We start from the raw sequence: 21,211 nt of genomic DNA, 5'->3' as shown, positions 1-21,211 counted from the left end.
GGCGGTCGAGCGAAGCGAGACCTGGGAGCCGCTGGGTGGGCCCACAGCGGCGAGGGCCCCGGGTCGAGCGAAGCGAGACCTGGGAGCCGCTGGGTGGGCCCACAGCGGCGAGGGCCCCGGGTCGAGCGAAGCGAGACCTGGGAGCCGCTGGGGACTAGAGTGAATTCGTGAGTAGATCCGTCGCCTGGGACCGCCCCCGCACGTCTTTGTACACCGACCACTATGAGCTGACAATGCTCGAAGCCGCCCTCCACTCGGGCGCGGCGCACCGGCGCTCGGTCTTCGAGGCCTTCGCCCGCCGCCTCCCGGACGGCCGCCGCTACGGCATTGTCGCGGGCACCGGCCGGCTGCTTGAGGGAATCAGGGATTTCCGTTTCGGAGACGCCGAGCTCGCGTTCCTCGATCAGCACAACGTAGTTGACAAGCGGACACTGGACTTCCTCGCGGATTACAGGTTTTCCGGCGACATCTGGGGCTATCCGGAGGGCGAGGCCTACTTCCCCGGCTCGCCGATCCTGATTGTTGAATCCACGTTCGCGGAAGCGTGCATCCTCGAAACCTACATCTTGTCCGTGCTCAACCATGACACCGCGATTGCTTCGGCTGCCTCGCGGATGACCAGCGCGGCCGGTAACCGGCCGTGCATCGAAATGGGCTCCCGGCGCACCCAGGAGGAGTCCGCGACGGCGGCAGCCCGTGCGGCGGTCATCGCCGGGTTCGGCAGTACCTCCAACCTTGAGGCCGGCCGCCGCTACGGCATCAAGACCGTGGGCACCGCCGCCCACTCCTTCACACTCCTGCACGATTCCGAGCGCGAAGCCTTCGAAGCGCAGATCGCCGCCTTCGGGCCGGGCACGACGCTTTTGGTGGACACGTACGACGTCGAGGTCGGAGTCCGCACCGCAGTGGAGCTCGCGGGCGACAAGCTCGGGGCCGTGCGCCTCGACTCGGGCGACCTGGTGGCCCAGGCCCAGTGGGTCCGCGAGTTGCTGGACAACCTCGGCAACACCGACACACGGATCGTCGTCACCTCGGACCTTGACGAATTCGCCATCGCAGCCCTGCAATCGGCCCCGGTGGATGTGTACGGCGTAGGCACTTCCCTGGTCACAGGATCCGGGGCGCCGACGGCCAGCATGGTCTACAAACTGGTCAGCCGGACCAACGATGCCGGGGAGTTCGTTCCCGTGGCCAAGGTAGCCAAGAACAAAGCCAGCGTGGGCGGCCGCAAGTATGCCCTCCGCAAACTCAACGAATCCGGTATAGCAACCCAGGAGATCGTGGGCATCGGCCACCGGCCGGAAGACGACGGCAACGATCGCCCGTTGCTCCAGCAGTTCGTTAAAAACGGCGAATTGCTCCCCGGATGGACGGGACACGAGGGCGTGATCCGGGCCCAGGACCGCCACGCTGCCACCATGGCCGAACTTCCCCCGGTAGTCCGCAGGCTGCAGCGCGGCGAGCCGGCAATCCCCACCGTCTATGAGGAGGACTGAATGTCCCGTGCCCTGATTATCGTGGATGTCCAGAACGATTTCTGCGAGGGCGGGTCCCTCGCAGTGGAAGGCGGCGCGGCCACGGCTGCCGCCATCAGCGAATACCTTGACGCGAATCACCAGCACTTCGACCATGTCGTGGCCACGCAGGACTGGCACGTGGACCCGGGCAGCCATTTTTCGGAAACGCCGGACCTCGTTGACAGTTGGCCGCCGCATTGCCGCGCCGGGAGCAAGGGCGCCGAACTCCACCCGGATCTCGACGCCGAGTACATCCAGGCCTACTTCCGCAAGGGACAATACACCGCGGCCTACTCAGGGTTCGAGGGAGTCCTGGCACCCGAAGACGAGGTTCCCACGGGTGAGCTCGCGCCAGGTGCCGTTCCCTCCGTCGAGCTGGACGAGGACGCCCTCGGGCTGGATGACTGGTTGCAGAGCCACGGTGTGGAAGAAGTGGTGGTCGTGGGAATCGCCACGGACTATTGCGTCCGGGCCACCGCACTGGACGCTGTTCAGGCGGGCTACTCCGTGACAGTAATCGGTGAACTCACCGCCGGAATCGCAGCGGACCTTGGCGAGACCTACGCGGAGCTGGAAGAAAACGGCGTCGAGCTGGCCCAGGCCTGAGGCCCCTGAGCCCCTGAGCCCCGCCGGGCTACTTCCGTCCGATGAACCAATCCTGGAGCTTGCGCAGCCGCGACTGCAATTGTTCCTCGTTTGCCTGCGCGACGGCCGGTCCGCCGCACACCTCACGCAACTTGTTGTGAACGACGCCGTGCGGGGTACCGGTGCGGGCCGACCACGCGGCGACGTTTTTCGCGAGCTCATTGCGCAGGTCCATCAGCATGCGGTGGTCCGGAACCGCCGGTGACGCGGCGGCAGCCAACGGAGATTGGCGCTTCTTCCTCGACTGCTGGTCATGCTGCCGCTGCCGGAGCAACGTTCCCACCTGCTCGGCGTCGAGCAACCCGGGGATCCCGAGGAAATCGAGTTCGTCCTCTGACCCGATATCCGCTCCGGTGCCGAATTCACCGCCGTCGAAAAGCACCCTGTCGAATGACGCCTGGGAATCGAGGGCTTCGAATTTCCCCTTCTCCAAGGAATCCGAAGCCTTCTCTTCCCGGTTGGCCTCGGCCATCAGGTTCTCTTCGGGGTTGAAGAGGCCGTCCGCGTCTTCCTTCTCGGGCCGGTCCAGCGCGTGGTCCCGCTCGGCTTCCATGGAGTTGGCCAAGGCCATGAGGGGCGGCACGGAGGGCAGGAAGACCGACGCCGTTTCCCCGCGTTTGCGGGCACGGACGAAGCGCCCCACTGCTTGGGCGAAGAACAGCGGTGTGGAAGTCGACGTCGCATAGACGCCCACGGAAAGACGCGGCACGTCCACGCCTTCGGACACCATGCGGACGGCCACCATCCAGCGCTTGTCGCTTGCCGTGAACTCCTCGATCTTGTGCGAAGCCTTGGAATCGTCGGACAAGATCACCGTGGGCGACTGGCCCGTGATCTTCTTGAGCTGACCGGCGTAGGCGCGGGCGTCGTCGTGGTCCGTGGCAATCACCAGGCCACCGGCGTCGGGCACGGTACGGCGCACTTCGCTGAGGCGCTTGTCGGCGGCAGCAAGAACGGCGGGAATCCATTCGCCGTTCGGGTTTAGCGCGGTCCGCCATGCCTGGGAGGTGATGTCCTTGGTCACGGCAGCCTCGCCGAGCGAAGCCGCCATTTCGTCTCCCGCGCTGGTACGCCAACGCATCTGGCCCGAATACGCCATGAACAACACGGGACGGACGACATGGTCCCGCAAGGCATTGCCGTAGCCGTAGGTGTAATCCGCCTTCGAGCGTCGGATGCCGTCACGGTCTTCCGCGTATTCGACGAACGGGATGGGTGAGGTGTCGGACCGGAAAGGCGTGCCCGTGAGGGCCAGGCGCCTTGCCGCGGGATCGAAGGCCTCGCGCAATCCGTCCCCCCAGGACAACGCCTCGCCGCCGTGGTGGATTTCGTCAAGGATGACCAACGTGCGGGCGGCCTCGGTCTTGGCCCGGTGAAGCATGGGCTTGCTGGCCACCTGCGCATAGGTCACCGCGACGCCGACGAAGCCCCTGCCATGCTGGCCGTCGGAATTCTTGAAGTTCGGATCGATCGCAATGCCCACCCTGGCCGCGGCGTCTGCCCACTGCCGTTTCAGGTGGTCGGTAGGAGCGACGATCGTCACGCGATTCACGGTCCCGCTGTCAAGGAGCATTGACGCAATCCGCAGGGCGAAGGTGGTCTTACCCGCGCCCGGCGTTGCCACAGCGAGAAAATCGCGCGGGCTGGTGTTCAGGTACAGGTCCAGTGCTTCCTGCTGCCAGGCGCGCAGTTTCGGGGCGGTACCCCAGGCTGCGCGTTCCGGATATGCGGGAGGCAGTGCAGGGCCGCCGAAGAGTGTTTCAGTCACGCGGATTCCACCTGCCTGGCGGCTGCCCGGCTCGCGGCTATCACGCCGCGGGCCACGCCATCAGGCGCGGCTCCGTACAGGCCGCTGCGCGAGGCAACGGCGATTCCAAGCGAGGCCGCTGCAGCCAGCGAGACCCAAATAACCACAAAAACACCAATCTGTTCCGTATGCGCCAAATCACGCAGGGCAGTAAACAGGCAGGGAGAAACGCTCCCCCGCGTGCTACCAGGAAATACCCGACTACCAGGGATTTCTTTACTGCCGGGGCTGAGCCACTACTTGGAGCCGCCCTCGTCGCCGCCGTCGTTGCCGGGGCGGAGTCCTTCATAGATTTCTTTGCACTCGGGGCAGACCGGGAACTTCTGCGGGTCCCGGCCAGGGGTCCACACTTTGCCGCACAGCGCAATCACTGGTTCGCCTGTCAGGGCGGACTCCATGATCTTTTCCTTGCGGACATAGTGCGAAAAACGCTCCCGGTCACCGGGTTCCACTTCCTGGCGCAATTCTTCGCGCTCAATGGTTGCAGTGGAAGTTCCAGCTCCGGAAAGCTCGCGCATGGGATCGTTTTCGAATGGGTCCGGAGGCAGCGTAGTCATGCCATCCATCTTAGCCGCTGCAGATCCGCGATCAGATGCACGGCGTCAGATGCTCTGCCATTTCGGCTTGTTGTCGTAGGTGTGGCGATAGTAGTCGGCGAGTTTGAGCGAAGACGCCGCGGCCTCATCGATCAGGATGGTGGCGTGCTGGTGCATCTGCAATACCGATGCCGCGCAGATGGCGGCCACGGGTCCCTCGACAAAGTCCCTGACTGCCTGGGCTTTCTGCGCCCCCGTCGCAATCAGGATGACATGCCGGGCGTCCATGATGGTTCCGAGCCCTTGAGTCACCACATGGTGCGGGACATCCTCAATGCTCTTGAAGAAGCGCGCGTTGTCCTTGCGGGTCTGCTCGATCAGCGTCTTGATCCGGGTCCGTGAAGCCAGCGAGGATCCGGGCTCGTTGAACCCGATGTGGCCGTCGGTGCCCACCCCAAGGATCTGCAGGTCGACTCCGCCGAGTGCCCGCATGGAGTCCTCGTACGCTTGGCATGCCGCAGGAAGGTCTGCCGCGGTACCGTCCGGGCTGTGGACATTGGCGGGGTCGATGTTGACCCGGTCCGTGAATTCACGCCGAATGACTTCGCGATACGACTCCGGATGGCCGGGCTCGAGCCCGACGTATTCGTCAAGGGCGAAGGCGTGTGCGTGGCTGAAGTCGAGGTCCCTTTCCTCGTGGCGGCGCGCCAGTTCGTCGTAGACGGGAAGCGGTGAAGACCCCGTGGCCAGGCCCAGGACGGCGTTCGGCTTTCGCAGGAGCAGCGCCTCGATGGCATCGGCGGCAAGCGCCCCGATCTGTTTACTTCCCGGAAGGATGACAACTTCCATCGTCCACGGCCTTTCTCGTTGTGTATCCCGGATCGACTAATTCAATTCTAGGGGTTATCCCATGTCCCATAACTTATCATCGTGGTTCATGGATTCACCGATTGACGCTCAATTGCGCGAAGAGTTCCGGCCCGCGCCGGTCGAGCCAGCGGCCCCCGATCCGGACCCCGACCACAAACAAAGCCACCCCAAGGACCGTACCGACAGCAAGGTTGATCCATCCCCACAGCGGATCGCCCGTGACCGACTGGACGAGCACCAGGACAAGTTCGGGAAGGACCAGGAGGAACAGTACAGCCATTCCACCGAACTGGACGGCCAGCGTCTGGGCAACGTTTCCCGGCGGCTTCTTGAAAGGGCTGTCACCGGGCAACGGCACGCTGGACGTATACCGGGCCGACACGATGGAGGCCAAACCCAGGCCGCTGAACAAGACACCCAGGGAAAGGCCCAGGACGCCGGGCAACCAGCCCCATTCTCCCGTCAGGAAAAAGGGCCCGACGGCGAAGATCAACACCACCGGGAGGGCGAAAGCCAGGCAAGCCAAGGCACGGCCGAGCCGGTCATGGTTGCCGCGGACTCCAGTGGCAAGATGCAAGGCAAATGCGGTGTTGTCATAGGAAACATCCGCGGCAATGGACCATGCGAGGACGAAGGCAGCCATTGGCCCCAGAATCACCAACAGGGAGTAGCTTCCGGACTGCGCGGACTGGAACAGGAAAATCACGGGCAACAACGGGACCACGATCAGCGAGGCTGCGTAGCGCGGATCGCGGATCCAATAGCTGAGGGACCGTGCGGCCACGGCCCCGGTGGGGGTTCCCGGCAGCAGGCCGAACAAGCCAAGTTTCCCGCCGCGTTTTCCTGATCCACCGGAGTACGGCGGAGCGACGAGCGCGCGTTTGAGCAGGACATTCCACGCGGCAAACAGCACGAGCAGAGTGGCCAGGGCGATCAACGCCTTCAGTCCGGCAGCAGCGACATCTCCGGAAGCCAGGTCACCGCCGAGCGACCACGAAGCTCCGAGCGGGGTCCAGGAGACCGTCCGGGCAAGTTCGGGGAGATAGCCGGCGGAACCGGACACTCCCCTGAAGACACCGGCCACAATGGGTCCCATCAGCACGAGTGGCACGAAAACCACAATGCTGCTCACATCCTTGAAACGGCGCGAGGCCGCGAGGCCGGCCGTCGCCGTCGTTATTACCTTCGACAAGACGACGCAGCTCAATACACCCAGGACCGCGCCCAGCAGGGCGCCGAGCACTGCCGGGACACTGCGCCACCACGTGGCCGCAGTGAATAAGGCCACAATCGTCGTGGACATCCCCGGCAATCCGATGAATCCGGCCAGGGTGAGCCCGGCTAGCAGCTGGCGCATGGGAATTGCCGACGTCGTGAACCGGGAAGGGTCAAGCGTCATGTCGGCGGCCGAGGCCATCAGCGGCACCACAGCCCACGCCAGGATGGCGGCAGCGCCACCGAGCACGACGGCGGTGTGCGCCGTCTCGGGGTCGGCCCACCGCAGCGCGACGAGTGTCCCCACCAAGGTAGCGACGACTCCCAGTGCATAGAGTCCACCGATCGCTATTCCCACGAGCTGGCCCGGGCTGCGTCGGAATCCATTCAGCAGGAGCCGCCACTTCAGGCTCAGAAGGTGCGCAACCATTCCAGGCCTCCCGACTGGTTTCCGCCGCCCACGAGCTGCACGAATCGGTCCTCGAGCGAGGCGCCGGCGCGGACATCTTCAACGGTTCCGGCGGCAAGGACCCTGCCCGCAGCCACAACGGCCACGTGGTCGCACATGCGCTGCACGAGGTCCATGACGTGGCTCGAGACGATGACCGTCCCACCCGAGGCCACATAGTTGTCAAGAATTCCCCGGATATTTGCTGCCGACACCGGGTCCACGGACTCGAAGGGCTCGTCCAGCACCAACAGCCTGGGCGCATGGATGAGGGCCGAGGCGAGGGCGATCTTCTTGGTCATGCCGGCGGAGTAGTCCACCACGAGGGTGCCGGCGTCGCCGCTCAGGTCCAGCGCGGCCATCAACTCTCCCACCCTGTGGGCAACGACCTTCCTGTCCATGCCGCGGAGCAAACCGGCGTAAGTGACGAGCTGTTCACCCGTCAACCGGTCGAAAAGGCGGACACCGTCGGGCAGGATCCCCATCAGTTTCTTGGCTTCGAGCGGATCACCCCACACGTCCACACCGTGGATATAGGCCGTTCCGAAGTCCGGCCGCAGGAGCCCCGTGGCCATGGACAACGTGGTCGTCTTGCCCGCGCCGTTGGGGCCAACTACCCCGTAGAAGGAGCCGGCCGGCACATCCAGGCTGATGCCGTCGACGGCGACCTTGGCGCCGAAGCGTTTTGCCAGCCCGCGCAATGCCAAAGCAGGCACTGGCGAGTTGAGGGGGGAACCGGGAAGCTGGACACTCATGGAGCCAGCCTAGCCCCGGCGCCGCCTCCCCGGGTCGTCCCCGAGGGGGAACTACGGAGCCCCTTTCCGCAGCCGCCTCATCCCAAAGGACTAGTCATCCCAAAAGACTGGGAGCTTCGCCTAGAAGCTGTGCCGCGGAACCGCGCGTTGATACTGAGGCGCCCAGTCCAGAGGGTATCCGAGTTCAAAAGCCGCGCGAAGCCACCAATGTGGATCCCGGAGGGCCGCCCGTGCCATGAATACGCCGTCGGCTTGGCCCGTTGCCACCGTGTGTTCGGCCTGCCCTGAGGATGTCAGGAAGCCGACGGCCCCGGTGGGAACGCCTGCTTCGCGCCGGATCTGTTCCGAGAATCCCGTCTGGTATCCAGGACCGGCCTTGATCCGCTGGTGGGCAACGGCGCCACCGCTGGAGACGTCCACCAAGTCCACGCCGTGCTCGGCCGCCGCCCGCGAGAGGCGCACGGAGGCGTCAATGTCTATGCCGCCTTCGGCCCAATCACTGGCGGAAATCCGCAGCAGCAACGGCATCGAATCCGGGATGACAGCACGGACGGCGTCGATGACCGTAAGCATCAGGCGGTTCCGGCCGTCCTCGCTGCCGCCCCAGGCATCGTCGCGCTTGTTGATCAGGGGGCTCTGGAATTCGTGCAGGAGGTAGCCGTGGGCACCGTGGATTTCCACCGTGTCGAAACCGGCGTCCACGGCGCGTTTGGCTGCAGCCGCGAAATCCGAAATCACGGTTTGGATGTCCGCCTCGCTCATGGCAACCGGACTGGCAAACCCGTCAAAGGCCTCCACTCCGGGACCCCGTGCCACCCATCCGCCGTCGGACTCCGGCACGGATCCGCTCTTTTCGGCGAACGGCCAATATGTGGAAGCCTTGCGACCGGCGTGCCCGAGTTGGACACCGATCTTGCCGCCCACGGCGCTGTTGCGGTGGACGAAGTCCACAATCCGCTGCCACGCGGCCGCTTGCTCGTCCGTGTAGAGTCCGGCGTCCCGCGGGCTGATCCGCCCCTCGGCGCTGACCGCCGAGGCCTCGGTGAGGATGAGGGCCGCGCCGCCCGTGGCGAAGGCTCCAAGATGCACCAGGTGCCAATCGTTGGGCAAGCCGCCCCCGCCGTCGGGCGAGCAGCTGTACTGGCACATGGGTGAAACCCAGCCACGATGCGGCAACGTCAAAGAGCGCAATTGAAGTGGGCTGAACAGGGCCGGCTGCGCCATTAGAAGAGGACCCTGGCCAGACCTTGCCGGGCCTTGGCCACGCGCTCGTCGGAAATGCCGACGACGTCGAACAGCTCCAGCAGCCGCACCCGGGCGGTCTCGCGTTCGGGTCCGAAATTACGGCCGATGAAGGCGATGATGCGGTTGAACGCGTCTTCGATGTGCCCACCGGAAATGTCGAGGTCGGCCACTTTGAGCTGTACTTCGATGTTGTCCGGTTCCTCCGCCGCCCGCTGACGCAAGGCTTCGGCGTCCGTAGCGGTCAGCTGCTCGAGCCTGCCCATCAGTTCCACTTGGGCGAGCCCGGCCTTCGCCTCGGCATCAGCCGGTTTCTCCGCAAGCGCCTGGCGGTAGGCGGCGGCAGCAGCGGCGTAGTCCCCGGCTTCGATGGCATCGAAAGCTGCTTGGTGGAGCGGGGGCAGCGGGCGGGCCTCCGCAGCAGCGGCACCAGCACCGACGCTGCCCGTGACGCCGTTTGCTTCGGCCACCTTGAGGAGTTCATCGATGAGGCTGCGGACTTCCTGGTCCGAAGCGGGCCCCTCGAAGAGCGGCACGGGCTGACCCTTCAAGACCGCGACGGCCGTGGGAATGGCCTGGACCTGGAATGCCTGCGCAAGCTGCGGGAACGCGTCGACGTCCGCTGCGGCCAGCACGAGTTTGCCGGCGTAGCCTTCAACGACGCCCTCAAGGCTGTGGAGGAGGCTCGAAGCCTCCAAGGAGCGATTGGACCACAAGAGGAAAAGGACCGGGATCTGCGCGGACAACTGCACAAGGTCCTGGAAATTGGCCTCGGTTGCATCCACGCGAAGGGGCTGGCTGCTTCCGGAGCTTCCGTCGGAGGCGGCCGGTGCGGCCGGCGCGGGCCGCCGCAAGGCAGAGAGGTCGACGGCGCCGCGCAGGTTGAGCTGGCTGGCGGCGGCTGGAGAGACGGGACGGGATCCTGGCGAACTCATACCTTCCACTCTAGCCGCTGCGCCAACCACATTTGCCTACTGGAAGCTGGCTCCCACCAGTCCGCGGACCGCGGCAACGAGCTTCATGGGAGCAGTGGAGCCTGCCGGTGGAACGTAAATGGCCACCGACTCCGCGAACGTCTGCACAAGGCCGACTTTCGTGGAATCCCCGCCCGCAAGCACTGCCGCGGCTTTGTCCACGTTCAACGTGTCGCCATCAGCCTTGGGCTTGCTGGTGAAGGCGAAGTCCAGCTTTCCCACCACCACGGCGCCGCCGTCGGAAGTCCGGAACACTGCCGTGTCCGCGGGAGAGGGCGTGTGCGTGAAGGTGAAATTGCCATTGGTGCCGGACTTGACGGTGCTCGCCTGGTAGTCCAGGACATCGGCAATGTATGGCGAGTTGGTGCCTTCCACGAGCTTGTCCTTGAAGGCCGAATCCGCCTTGGTCAGACGATCGCCCAGGGCCGCCATCGCTTCGGTACCGCTGTACTGCAGCCCGGACTTGTCTCCGGCCGCCAGCTGCGCGGTTCCGCCCAAGGGGATCGCCGGGAAGGACGTTCCCGGTTGGAGCGGGGCGGTGCTCTTCAGCTTGTAGTTCTCCCGCGGCGAGGCCTGCACGAGGGTCAGGACCTGGGGAACCACGTTGCCATCGCCCTGGGTCAGGGCAATGACTGTGCGTGGCCAGGTCCGCTGGGTGGAGATGACGCTGCCCAGCAATTTGCTTGACCGGACAGGCATCCGCGCCTCGTGCGTGGCAACCTGGGACCGGATCTTGTAGTTCTGTGTGCGCACCTGAAGCTCAGTGCCGTCAACCCGGGGTGCGAGTTTGGAGGCGTCACGCGCAGCATCCCCGGCGGCCACTGCGCCGGCGACCTGGTCCAGGATGCGCTTGAGCTGCACGTCCACCAGGACGGGTGCAGCCTGCGCCCCGGCCGGGCTCGGCGTCGAGGATCCTGCCGGGCTCGGCGTCGAGGATCCTGCCGGGCTCGGCGTCGCGGATCCGGAGGGAGAAGGGGTTTCGGCTGCTTGGGCGCCTGCGGCGTTGCCGCCTGCGAGGGCCGTGACGACCGCGGCAGCTACAAGCGAAATACGAAGTGCGGGACCCCGGCCCTTATTGGGGTCCTCGGCAGGAGCGCGCCCACCCTTTTTGGCGTCTTCGACAGGGGCCGCCCCGGTGATGATGTCCTCATCGCTTTTCTCGGCGACTTGGCCACCGACGGGTTCCTGGCCCGTTTCCGTGTCGGTTTCCTTGCTCCCGCCGCCGTTCCCGCCGCCGTTCCCGCCGCCGCGCGGACCGCGGGGACGAAGGCCCCGGCCCTTGGTGAACTTGCCGACGAACGGCAACGCCGCGCCCGCGAGAATGAGGATCGCACCAATGACAATGAGCGGGACGGCCCACGGCATGGTGGCATCGTTGGCGAACGTGATGGAGACCGACGACGGCGCGGGCTTGGTTCCGTCGCTTGCCAGAAGAAGGGACCAGTTGCCGCTCGCGGGCGGGGTAAAGGTGTAGTCCAGCTGTCCGCTGGCGTTCTCCGTTTGCACCCACATGTCCGATCCGGCCGGCGACGGAGCGGTTGTTTCGCCGTCGGCGGCCGCTACCTGGAGCGACTTACCGTCCTCGGAGACGCCGGTGATGCTGTTGTGCGCGGTCTTGCCAACCCACGCATCAACGTCGTCCGGACGTCCGAGAGCCAAGACGAACTTGCCATCGCCCTTGATGCTGATTTGTCTGGGGCCACCCTTGTGGGTCAACACGTCTTGGGTGATCACGGTCAGCGGAGCGGCTTTGGAGTCGCCGGGGGCGGACGCGGTTATGGTCTCGGCCGGGGCCCAAAAGGTCAGCTGGCCAATGCCGGCCAACAGTGTCAGCAGGCCAAGCAGCACCAGCGAAACTGCAGTCTTCAATCGCACAGGAATACCAATCATCAGCGGTCGTTGAACTTCAAGGGTAACGGTTTTGTTACCAATGAGTCAGTTCGGGGCGCTCCCCAAGGGCTTCCCGCCGCACCGCTAACCCTCTAGAATTCGGCAATTCCGCCCTGCTGATAGTGTGGCGAACAACATGACATCGGGCACTCCTCGAGCCTGACCGCGGAACGAAAAGGCAGCTGAAACACGTGAAAGAGCGTAAGGACCCCACCCCCGCCGGACAAGGGTCCGGGACCGGTCCGGATGGTTTGGCTAATGGGTCCGCCCAGGATGGCCGGGATCACGGCGAGGGCCTGATGGCGTCCTTCGTCCGCCGCCTCCGCCAACCCATTCCGGGCGCCCAGCCCAGAGTCCGTTTCGAGATGCCTCCCGAGCTTGAGCACGATGTAACAGCCGAAGCCGCCCAAGATGAATTCGACGGTCCGCGCTTCGGTTCCCCCGGCCCAAGGATGTCTGCGCAACATCCGCTGTATGTCGGTTTCATGGGCACGGCCGGCGTCGGCGTCGCCCTCATGCTGTATTACATCGGCACCAACACCGCCCAGCTGCTGTTGTGGATCGTGACGGCCCTGTTCATTGCCTTGGGACTTGACCCCGTGGTCCGCTGGCTCGAAGACCGCAAGGTTCCGCGCCCTGCCGGCGTCGTCATCGCCGTCGGAGCCCTCGTCGCCGGAGTGGCGGCGTTTTTCGCCACCCTTATCCCCACCATCGTGGAGCAGGTCTCACAGATCGTGAGGCAGGCTCCGGACTGGATCCGAAGCTTCGTGGATTCGGATTTCTTCCGTTCCCTTGACAGCCAATTCGGCGTCCGGGACAAGATCAGCCAAGAGCTCGACAAGTTCGTGAAGAACCCCGATGCCATGGGCGGTATCTTCGGCGGCGTCGTCGGATTCGGATCCACAGTGGCCAACGGGGTCTTCGGCACGCTGATCGTCCTGGTCCTCAGCCTCTATTTCCTTGGCGCGCTGCCTGCCATGAAGAGATGGGGATATCGTCTCGCACCGCGCTCACGCAGGCCGCGCGTGGAGGCATTGTCCGAAGAAATCACACGCTCGGTGGGCAACTACGTCATCGGCCAGGCTTGCGTTGCCTTGCTCAACGCCTTGTTCGCCTTCATCGTCATGAGCATCCTGGGCATTCAGTTCAGCGTCCTGCTGGCCTTCGTGGTTGCCTTGCTTGCCTTCATCCCCTTGGTGGGAGGCTTGATTGCCGCCGTCGTGGTCATTCTGGTGGCCCTGACCGTGGGATGGCAGACCGCTGTGGTCTACGCGATCTGCTACTTCGCCTACCTGCAGTTCGAGGCCTACTTCATCTCCCCGCGCATCATGCAGAAGGCCGTCGCCGTTCCCGGTGCCGTGGCCGTGATTTCGGTGATCGCGGGCGGAAGCCTACTGGGCGTGCTCGGCGCCTTGATCGCCATCCCGACAGCAGCAGCCATCATGCTGCTGCTCAAGGAAGTCTTCATCGCCCGCCAGGACCGCCACTAGGCCGTGGCCACTGGACCTGTCCAGTGGCGCGGCAGGCCATCCGGTCCTGCGCCGGCTTCGGTCACGTCGTCCACGATCTCGTCCAAGACCCGCGCCGCATACTTCTCTCCGACCCAGAGGTGCTTGGCGCCGTCGATCCCCAGGACACGGGCCTGCGGCACCAAGCTGAATCGTCCGGCGGCCTCGGCCGGCTGGAGATAGTCGTCGTGTTCCGGAACCAGGACCGACAGCGGTTTACCCGAGGCAGCCCATTCCTTCAGATGGACATCCGTGGCCCGGTGCAGCGGCGGAGAGAGAAGAACGGCGCCTTCCACTTGGGAGGCCACGGGCTCGACGGCCCCGTACATCAATGCCAGCTCCGTGCCGAAGGACCAGCCCACCAACCAGCGGTTCGGAAGCCCGCGTTCCACCGCGAAGCGAACGGCAGCCTCGACGTCGTATCGCTCGCCGATTCCCTCCTCGAACCGACCTTGGCTGGTCCCCCGCGGCGAATGCGTGCCCCGCGTGTTGAAGCGCAGAACCGCGACGCCGGCGAGTGCCGGAAGCCGATAGGACGCCTTCCGGTAGACGTGCGAATCCATGAATCCGCCGTGCGTGGGCAAGGGATGCAGCGTAATAAGCGTCGCCGAGATCTCGCCTGATTCCGGCAGAGCCAGCTCACCCACAAGCAACTTGCCGTCTTCGGTGCGGAACTCCACGTTTTCGCGGCGCGCAGGCAAAACCGTCGATGCCCTGATGTCCGTGGGTGACTCCGGCTGGCTGAAAACGAGGGAAGCAGGATCGAAACTCATGCTTCCAAGCCTAAGTGCTGGTGCGGCGCAAACGGACTGGTGCGGCGCAAACGGGCTGGTGACACTCATATCCGGGTGTCATCAGCCCGTCTGCGTGTCACGGTGGCATTTGGGTGTCCTCAGCGGTATCTATAGGTCCGGCCGGTCCAGCAGTTGTTATGCCAGTGCCGGCGTTCGGCCAACCCTGCGGCATCGCCGAAGAGGTGGGTCTCGGACCACACCACCAAGTGGGCGATTCCGGGCACGATCGCCGTCGAGCAACCGGGACATATATACGTCTTCTCGGCATTGCGTGCGGTCATGGTCCGGACCATCCAGTCGCCGTCGGGGGCGCTTTCCCTGCGGGCAATGCCAGAACGGGCACGTTCCAGGTCCAGTTCCGGCGACTCGCCAGTCCGTTTCCAGCTCGACTTGGCTGATTCAGTGCGTCGCGGGCGGTTGGAGCGGGGCATACCTCCATTCTGCCCCAGTCGTTGCTGGCGAGCGGCGGAGGAAGTGGCAGAGCAAGTAAAGTGGAGCGGGTGCGACTCGTCATAGCCCGTTGTTCCGTAGATTACGTTGGCCGCCTCAAGGCCCACCTCCCGCTTGCCACCAGGCTTTTGCTCGTCAAATCCGACGGTTCCGTACTGGTCCACTCCGACGGCGGCTCCTATAAGCCGCTGAACTGGATGAGCCCGCCCGCTACCCTGCGGGTGACCACGCCTGAGGAGACCGAGGTTGAAGAAGGCGTGGTGGAGCAGTGGACCGTGCAATCGGCCAAGACCGATGACCGGCTCATCATCAATATCTACGAACACCTCCATGACACTTCCCACGATCTCGGAACGGACCCCGGGCTCATCAAGGACGGTGTCGAAGCGGATCTGCAGCGACTTCTCGCCGAGCAGATCGAAACCCTTGGTGCCGGCTATTCCCTGATCCGGCGCGAGTACTTCACTGCCATCGGTCCGGTGGACATCCTTGCCCGGGACGGCGACGGCAGGACAGTCGCCGTCGAACTCAAACGGCGCGGCGACATCGACGGCGTCGAGCAGCTCACGCGCTACCTTGAACTGCTCAACCGCGATCCGCTCCTGGCGCCGGTGCGGGGCATTTTCGCCGCCCAACAGATCAAGCCGCAGGCTAAGGTCCTTGCCAATGACCGAGGAATCGACTGCATCACCTTGGACTATGACGCGATGCGAGGCGTAGACGACAGCGAGTCGCGCCTGTTCTAGGTGCCCCGGCCGTTTCTAGGTGTCCCGGCGGTGATCGCGGGTAAACCGGGTCAGGCGCTGGACCCGGCAACTAGAATCGAAGCATGACTGTCCAAGAGGGGCCTGAATCTTCCTCTGCGCCTGTGCGCCACCTGATCACCGGAACCATCGTCAGCGACGGTGTGGTGATCGAGGATGGCCTGGTGGCGGTGGAGGACGACCGCATCGCCTTCGCCGGGCCGGCATCCGAATTCCACGAAGCAGCCTTCGAAGGGTTCGAGGAAACTACCCGGACCGATTTCCCCGCGGAGCGGTATATCGTTCCCGGGTTCGTGGACGTGCATTGCCACGGCGGTAATGGAGGCGACTTCCCAGGGGCCGATGAATCCTCGGCACGCAAAGCCATCGATTTCCTGCACCGATCGGGAACCACCACGCTCCTCGCCAGCATGGTTACGGCGCCCAAGGAGGACCTGCTCCGCGGCATCGAACTTTACGTACGCCTGGCCGATGAGGGACTCGTAGCGGGTATCCACCTGGAGGGGCCGTTCCTCTCCCATGCCCGCTGCGGCGCCCAGAACCCCGCCTACCTGCTGGAACCGGACCTGGACCTCATGACCGAGCTCGTTGAAGCCGCTGCCGGCAAGCTTGCCACCATGACCTACGCCCCCGAGCTTCCCGGCGCTGCGGCACTCGTGGACCTGATGACGTTCCACGGAGTGACGCCGTCTCTCGGACACACGGATTGCGACGACGCGACGGCGGCAGCCTCCCTCATCGCGGCGCGGGAAGGCTTGGAATCCGCTGGTTTCGACGGTGTCAGCTCATTGCCGACCGTCACGCATTTGTTCAATGGCATGCCTCCCATGCACCACCGCTCCCCCGGGCCCGTGGCTGCCTCCCTTCGCACGGCCCAGCAAGGCAAGGCCGTGGTGGAGCTGATCGCAGACGGCACCCACCTCGACCCGAGCACAGTCGCAACCGTCTTTCAGCTGGTAGGCGCCGCAAACATCGTCCTCGTCACCGATTCAATGGCGGCGGCGGGGCTCTCCGACGGAAACTACATGCTGGGTCCGTCCCCGGTGACCGTCACGGACGGCGTGGCCACCTTGGATGCGACAGGATCGATCGCAGGGGGTACTGCCACCATGCTCGACGTCGTCAGGCGCACCGTTGCGGCCGGCGTCGGGCTCGCCGACGCGGTTGCATCGGCGACGGCGGTTCCCGCCGCAGTCCTGGGGCTCTCGGATGAACTCGGCGGCCTTCGCCGGGGCCTGCGGGCCGACCTCGTCGTCGTGGACAAGGGGCTACAACTCGCGGGTGTATTGCGCAACGGGGATTGGCTGGCCTAGGCCGGAATTCGCACGCTCCCAATGGCGCATCCAGTGCCGGACACGCTTTCTTCCGTTACCTTCTTTTTACTTAAAATTTGTCGGAATTCCCCAGTAGACCGTTGACCTCCAGTATTCGCCATGAAAGTGTTGTAGCAGTCTTTGTGTAGGTGTGATTCATGCTCGCAAGACGTGTTGCGAGCGTGAAGCTCCTGCGAAGCCAGCCAGGCCTTGCTTGGACGGAATACCAGGTCTTCTCGCGGAGTAACCAAGGCCGGCACGAGGTGTGCCGGACTTAAAAGTTCCACAATGAGGAGAAACAAAAATGGCACTGGGCACCGTCAAGTGGTTCAACGCTGAAAAGGGCTTCGGCTTCATTACTCCGGACGACGCCGAAGGCGACGTCTTTGTCCACTACTCCGAGATCCAGACCGGCGGATTCCGCACCCTCGACGAGAACCAGCGTGTTCAGTTCGAGATCGGTCAGGGCGCAAAGGGCCCGCAGGCCACCGGCGTAACGGCCGTCTAGTCTGACCGCTTGAATTCTGCCTGGCAGGTTCAGCGAAGGGGTTCCGCACTGGATGCGGGACCCCTTTTCCCTTCCCGGCTGGCTCGCATTTGTTGTCGTTAAGGTGCGTGAAAGTGCGCCATAACGACAAATATTCCGAGCCGGTTAGCTCACGCAACGAGGGTGCGCAGAAGCCTGGCAGTTTGCCGAACGGATAGTCCCGGCAAATATGCGCGGCTCAGCGCAGCGCCGATCGAAGGAATCTCCAGGCTGTCTTGGTAGTACATATACAAAGTCCTATACTCCGGCTGGAACCTGGATTTGAAGCGGGCCAAGGAGCGGAATCCGTAAAGAGGTTCCAAAGTCCTGCCAACGAGATCGAGAATGCCCGCCATGCCCGCTTCCCCGCTGGAGAATTCCTCGGTCTCCCCGGCCAGCGGCGAGCCGGACAATGAAATGACTTCCACTTCTTGCCGCAACTTGTGGACTGCCGAGGCAATCATGAATTCCATGAGGCCGGGAAAGGCATCGCTGCGCCGGCGCATGAAGTCCAATGTCCAGCTGATCACTTGGCCGTCGCGAAACACGGGTAGCCAACTGGTGACCCCGTAGACAATCCCTTTCCCGTCGACGGCTATGCAGCAAAGCACCTCATCGTCCATCAGCTCGTCGAGGGAACCCAAGGTGAAGCCCATTTCAGGTACCGTCTTCCGGGCTGCCCACTCTTCCGACACTTCGCCGAGTTGGGAGCGTATGTGGGGCGAGAACTCCGAATAGCGCCCCCACCGGGCCACAACGCCGGCCTTCAGGGCACGGTTCTTTGCCGTGCGCACGTTCTGCCACGCTTTGCCCGTGAACTCGAGGTCGCGGATGGAGAGCCGGGTCTCCTGGGCGACCGCAATCCGGCGGAATCCCGTGGATTGCAGCATCGGCCACAATCCCTCAGTGCAGGAATAGAGGCACGGCACCAATGCATGGTGTGCGCAGTAGTCCAGGAAACCCTCGGTAGCGGCGGCGGCTTGCGCGGGATCACCGAAAGGGCCTGCGAGGGTTAATGCGACGTTTCCGTGCTGCTGGTAGGCAATTCCCGCGTCCATTCCGGGAGTGAACCAGAACTTGTTCGGCTCCCAAAGCGCCATCCAGGAAAGGGACTCCCCGCCGCGTTTGACCAGCTCCCTGGCCACCAGGCGGGCAGGATCATCGCCGTCGGGTCCGTGCTGCCGTTTGAGAAGCAGAGTCCACACCGCCGCCAAGGCTACGAGCCAGAAGATGATTCCCGACCACGCAAACAATATCGATTCGGCGGCGCTTCGCTCCGCGAACACGCGACCGAAAACCGTGGGTATGGGCAAAGGAAGATATTGCCGGGCGAGTTCGGCAACGAGGCCCAGGATGCCGCCGTCGTGCGCCAAACCGCCTGAGCCAAGCCACGCCCCGGTGTAGCCGCTCGCCAAGATGAGCCACGTGCTGCCAACAAGCCACGCCATCTTCCGACGGAGCGGCGCCCGCGAGCCCACCACAAAGTTTCCCCGGAACAGGAAAAGCAGAACCGCCAGGATAAGGGGAACCAGGGCGAGGCTCAGGATGTGGAACACCGCGGAGCCCATGACGACGGTGCGGCCCCGTCCGGGAAAATGCGGAATGCTCGCAAACAACACCAAGTAGGCGAAGGACAGTGCCACCACGCCAAGTTGCACGCCGATGGCGATTTTCAGCGCCAAGCGCCTTCCTTGGCGCATGCCCACCGCGCAGATCAAGAGAAGCAACGCGGGTACCACTGCGAGGGCCACTCCGGCGGGCCCTGGGTAGCCCTGGCGGCCAAGTTCCAGGCAGCTGATATCCACGGTTCCACCACAGTTCGCCTGCAACTGATTGAGCGTCGGAACGGGGTTCAGGACCATTTCGCGCAGCAACGCCAGCGGCCCCGCCGGACTCCTCACGGCGCCCGCCACCAAGGGCCCGACGCCGAAAATCGCCACCATGAGCGACAACAGGTTCCGTGTCTCACGTCTGGTGGCTCGGTGGCTCGGTTGAATGCCATGGTCGAGCTGGAGCCACAGGCCGGTCCCCAGTCCGAGCAAAGCACCGGCCAGGGCCATGACAGCCGAGGGATCGCCGACGTACAGGACCAGGAGAAGCGCAAGGGAGACCACTGTCGCCCTCAACCGGCGACGCCAAAGGGTCGGGAGAAGGCCGCTGGCCGCCATGGCGACGAAGAGGGTTGCCGGCAAGGGGCCGGACGTCCTGGCGTCCATCATCCGCCCCAGCCAGCCGTCGTCGGCGTAGGCTGCCAACTGGACCACCAACAAGAAGGCGGTGACGGTCGCAAACTGCCCGCCGAAGAAGGCCGCCGCGGTGCGGAACCACCCCAGCTTGCGCTCCGAAGAACCCAAGAGGACGACGAGCAGCAACGAGACCATGACGTATTCGAAGGGGCTGGTCGAAAAAAACATCGAAGTCCAGATGGACCACCAGTCCCCCGCTTTCAGTCCTCCGCCGCTCACGCTCGAAAGGTGCCGCAGCGCGTCGGGGCCATACCCGAGGTCGGAGTCGAACATTGCCGGAGTGAGCAGGTAGAGCGCGAGCACAACCACCGTGAAGGGGATGGCGCCAATATGGGCGGCCACGTTGCCGAGGATGGTCCGGGCAAGCGCCGCCACCATCAGCCGGGCGGGTTTGGCCTCTTCGGGGCCAGCCGTCTGGTCCTTGGACAGTTGGGCTTCCTGGGTACTCATTGGACGAGCCCCCATCTCGGGGCCAGGAATTCCATCGCCGAGGGAAGCTCCTGCACGGCCACGGCCCACGAGTGGCCGGCTCCAGCAACGGAAGCGTGCCTGATCTCGAACCCGGAAGTGCGGGCAGCTGCTGCCATCTCGTTGGCGAACCCGGCGAACTCGTGGTCCGCAGCCCCAACGGCGAAGTAGCCTGCATGGCCGTCGTAGCTCCGCTGTTTCATCAGGGTCAGAGGCGTCAGGGCTTCGAAGGCCGCTGAGTCCCCGCCAAATGCGGTCTGGATGGTGCGCCGTCGATCAGGACCGAGCGAAGGCTCCCGCTCTCCCGAGAACGCGATGAAGGAAGGGTAGATTTCGGGATGCAGGGTAGTCATCTGGACGGCACAGGTTGCGCCAAAGGAGAACCCGCCGACCGTCCACTTCCTTGGGTCCGCGGAAACCTCGAGCGTCGAGTTGATCCAACGCGGAACATCGATCGCGAGGTAAGTGTCGGCACGTGCGATCCGGCTGTCCATGCACATGGTGTTCGCGGTATCGGAGCCGTTTGGATCGACCACCACGACAACCGGCGCCACGCCTCCGTGGCTTGCGGCGAAGGTATTCATCGTCTGCTCAAGCAGGCCGCCGGTGAGCCAATCGGCGGGCCGTCCAGGCTGGCCAGCAAAAAGAACCAATACGGGCAGCTGGCTGCGCTCGGTGCCCAAGTAGGCCGGCGGCAGGTAAATGAAAGCGTCTTGGCCCTCGAAACCCGATTCGATTCCGGGAATGGAAGCCCTGCGGACTACCCCTCCGTCCGTCGCGGACACCGGAATGGCCCCGGAAATGCCCCTCTTGAAGCCGTCCTCGAGCGCGGGGATCCGTCCCACATTGTGGCCGAAGAGATCAGCTGCCGTGTGGTTGAGCCCGAAATAGCCGTTGATTTGGAGGGCTGAGAGGAGCAGCACGGAGAGGAACGAGAAGCCTGCGGCGCTCCTGCCTCGCCACGAGGAGCCAGCGAGTCGAAAAAGGAAAAGGACCAACGCGGCGAAGGCAACAGCCGACCATGCGAGGACATCGCTGGGGAGGTCTTCCGGGAATACGGTAAGAACGTTGACGAGCAACCAGTGGATGACTGCGACAGCTCCCGTCGCCAGGACAAGCGACACAGCTATCGAAAGCAACCAGCGACGGTCCCGCGGCAGGAGGAGGAATCCACTCCCGGCAATTCCAGCTCCAACGACCGCCCAATAAAACGGACCGTCGACGAGTCTCACGCCGTAAAGGA

At 64.3% G+C, this 21,211-nt stretch carries 19 protein-coding genes; 6 read left to right on the top strand and 13 right to left on the bottom strand.

The window, feature by feature from the left end; genetic code table 11:
* Positions 1–167 precede the first annotated feature (167 nt).
* Positions 168–1,496, top strand: a complete 1,329-nt coding sequence (locus J2S96_RS18295; protein WP_306866677.1) for a nicotinate phosphoribosyltransferase — start codon at positions 168–170, stop codon at positions 1,494–1,496.
* Positions 1,497–2,123, top strand: a complete 627-nt coding sequence (locus J2S96_RS18290; RefSeq protein ID WP_306866674.1) for an isochorismatase family protein — start codon at positions 1,497–1,499, stop codon at positions 2,121–2,123.
* A gap of 28 nt (positions 2,124–2,151) precedes the next feature.
* Here J2S96_RS18290 and J2S96_RS18285 read toward each other — a convergent pair whose 3' ends face one another.
* From J2S96_RS18285 to J2S96_RS18245, 9 genes are all read right to left on the bottom strand, one after another.
* The gene (locus J2S96_RS18285; RefSeq protein WP_306866672.1) at positions 2,152–3,930 is read right to left on the bottom strand and encodes a DEAD/DEAH box helicase; all 1,779 of its coding nucleotides are present in this window, start codon (positions 3,928–3,930) and stop codon (positions 2,152–2,154) included.
* Complete coding sequence (locus J2S96_RS18280; protein ID WP_306866669.1) at positions 3,927–4,076, bottom strand: hypothetical protein; 150 nt, start codon at positions 4,074–4,076, stop codon at positions 3,927–3,929. The genes J2S96_RS18285 and J2S96_RS18280 overlap by 4 nt, the downstream gene beginning before the upstream one ends.
* 129 nt (positions 4,077–4,205) lie before the next feature.
* Entirely contained in the window at positions 4,206–4,535 is a 330-nt protein-coding gene (locus J2S96_RS18275; protein ID WP_306866666.1) for a DUF3039 domain-containing protein, read from the bottom strand.
* Positions 4,536–4,571: 36 nt separating this feature from the next.
* Positions 4,572–5,354, bottom strand: a complete 783-nt coding sequence (nagB, locus tag J2S96_RS18270) for a glucosamine-6-phosphate deaminase (RefSeq protein WP_306866663.1) — start codon at positions 5,352–5,354, stop codon at positions 4,572–4,574.
* A gap of 94 nt (positions 5,355–5,448) precedes the next feature.
* A complete protein-coding gene (locus J2S96_RS18265; protein ID WP_306866660.1) occupies positions 5,449–7,020 on the bottom strand; it encodes a transporter in 1,572 nt (523 codons plus the stop codon).
* On the bottom strand, positions 7,002–7,793 hold the full coding sequence (locus tag J2S96_RS18260; RefSeq protein WP_306866657.1) for an ABC transporter ATP-binding protein: 792 nt from the start codon (positions 7,791–7,793) through the stop codon (positions 7,002–7,004). Before J2S96_RS18260 ends, J2S96_RS18265 begins: the two co-directional genes overlap by 19 nt.
* Positions 7,794–7,913: 120 nt before the next feature.
* A complete protein-coding gene (locus J2S96_RS18255) occupies positions 7,914–9,017 on the bottom strand; it encodes an NADH:flavin oxidoreductase/NADH oxidase (RefSeq protein ID WP_306866655.1) in 1,104 nt (367 codons plus the stop codon).
* The gene (locus J2S96_RS18250) at positions 9,017–9,970 is read right to left on the bottom strand and encodes a tetratricopeptide repeat protein (RefSeq protein ID WP_306866653.1); all 954 of its coding nucleotides are present in this window, start codon (positions 9,968–9,970) and stop codon (positions 9,017–9,019) included. Before J2S96_RS18250 ends, J2S96_RS18255 begins: the two co-directional genes overlap by 1 nt.
* Before the next feature lie 36 nt (positions 9,971–10,006).
* A complete protein-coding gene (locus J2S96_RS18245) occupies positions 10,007–11,899 on the bottom strand; it encodes a hypothetical protein (RefSeq protein WP_306866650.1) in 1,893 nt (630 codons plus the stop codon).
* A gap of 299 nt (positions 11,900–12,198) precedes the next feature.
* On the opposite strand from J2S96_RS18245, the gene J2S96_RS18240 reads away from it, so the two are divergent.
* Positions 12,199–13,389, top strand: a complete 1,191-nt coding sequence (locus J2S96_RS18240; protein WP_306866725.1) for an AI-2E family transporter — start codon at positions 12,199–12,201, stop codon at positions 13,387–13,389.
* On the opposite strand, the gene J2S96_RS18235 is transcribed toward J2S96_RS18240, so the two are convergent.
* Both J2S96_RS18235 and J2S96_RS18230 read right to left on the bottom strand, forming a co-directional pair.
* Positions 13,386–14,180: an alpha/beta hydrolase gene (locus J2S96_RS18235; protein WP_306866647.1), complete on the bottom strand. Its 795-nt coding sequence runs from the start codon at positions 14,178–14,180 to the stop codon at positions 13,386–13,388. The two genes, J2S96_RS18240 and J2S96_RS18235, sit on opposite strands and share 4 nt — an antisense overlap.
* Positions 14,181–14,299: 119 nt before the next feature.
* Positions 14,300–14,632: an ATP/GTP-binding protein gene (locus tag J2S96_RS18230; protein WP_306866645.1), complete on the bottom strand. Its 333-nt coding sequence runs from the start codon at positions 14,630–14,632 to the stop codon at positions 14,300–14,302.
* Positions 14,633–14,701: 69 nt separating this feature from the next.
* Here J2S96_RS18230 and nucS point away from each other — a divergent pair, with 69 nt between their 5' ends.
* From nucS to J2S96_RS18215, 3 genes are all read left to right on the top strand, one after another.
* Positions 14,702–15,397: an endonuclease NucS gene (gene nucS, locus J2S96_RS18225; RefSeq protein ID WP_306866642.1), complete on the top strand. Its 696-nt coding sequence runs from the start codon at positions 14,702–14,704 to the stop codon at positions 15,395–15,397.
* Between the two features lie 83 nt (positions 15,398–15,480).
* Entirely contained in the window at positions 15,481–16,728 is a 1,248-nt protein-coding gene (gene nagA, locus J2S96_RS18220; protein ID WP_306866639.1) for an N-acetylglucosamine-6-phosphate deacetylase, read from the top strand.
* Between the two features lie 304 nt (positions 16,729–17,032).
* Positions 17,033–17,236 carry a cold-shock protein gene (locus J2S96_RS18215; RefSeq protein ID WP_028264741.1) on the top strand — a complete coding sequence of 68 codons (204 nt, stop codon included), beginning with the start codon at positions 17,033–17,035 and terminating at the stop codon, positions 17,234–17,236.
* 149 nt (positions 17,237–17,385) lie between these two features.
* On the opposite strand, the gene J2S96_RS18210 is transcribed toward J2S96_RS18215, so the two are convergent.
* Together J2S96_RS18210 and J2S96_RS18205 are read right to left on the bottom strand one after the other, a co-directional pair.
* A complete protein-coding gene (locus J2S96_RS18210) occupies positions 17,386–19,950 on the bottom strand; it encodes a bifunctional lysylphosphatidylglycerol flippase/synthetase MprF (protein WP_306866636.1) in 2,565 nt (854 codons plus the stop codon).
* Entirely contained in the window at positions 19,947–21,200 is a 1,254-nt protein-coding gene (locus J2S96_RS18205; RefSeq protein ID WP_306866633.1) for an alpha/beta hydrolase, read from the bottom strand. Before J2S96_RS18205 ends, J2S96_RS18210 begins: the two co-directional genes overlap by 4 nt.
* Positions 21,201–21,211 lie beyond the last annotated feature (11 nt).

Origin of the sequence: Arthrobacter bambusae (assembly GCF_030812595.1) — a bacterium.
GTDB classification, from domain to species: domain Bacteria; phylum Actinomycetota; class Actinomycetes; order Actinomycetales; family Micrococcaceae; genus Arthrobacter; species Arthrobacter bambusae_B.
The sequence above is the reverse complement of the archived record's forward strand: the minus strand, read 5'-3'. Positions and strand labels throughout refer to the sequence as shown.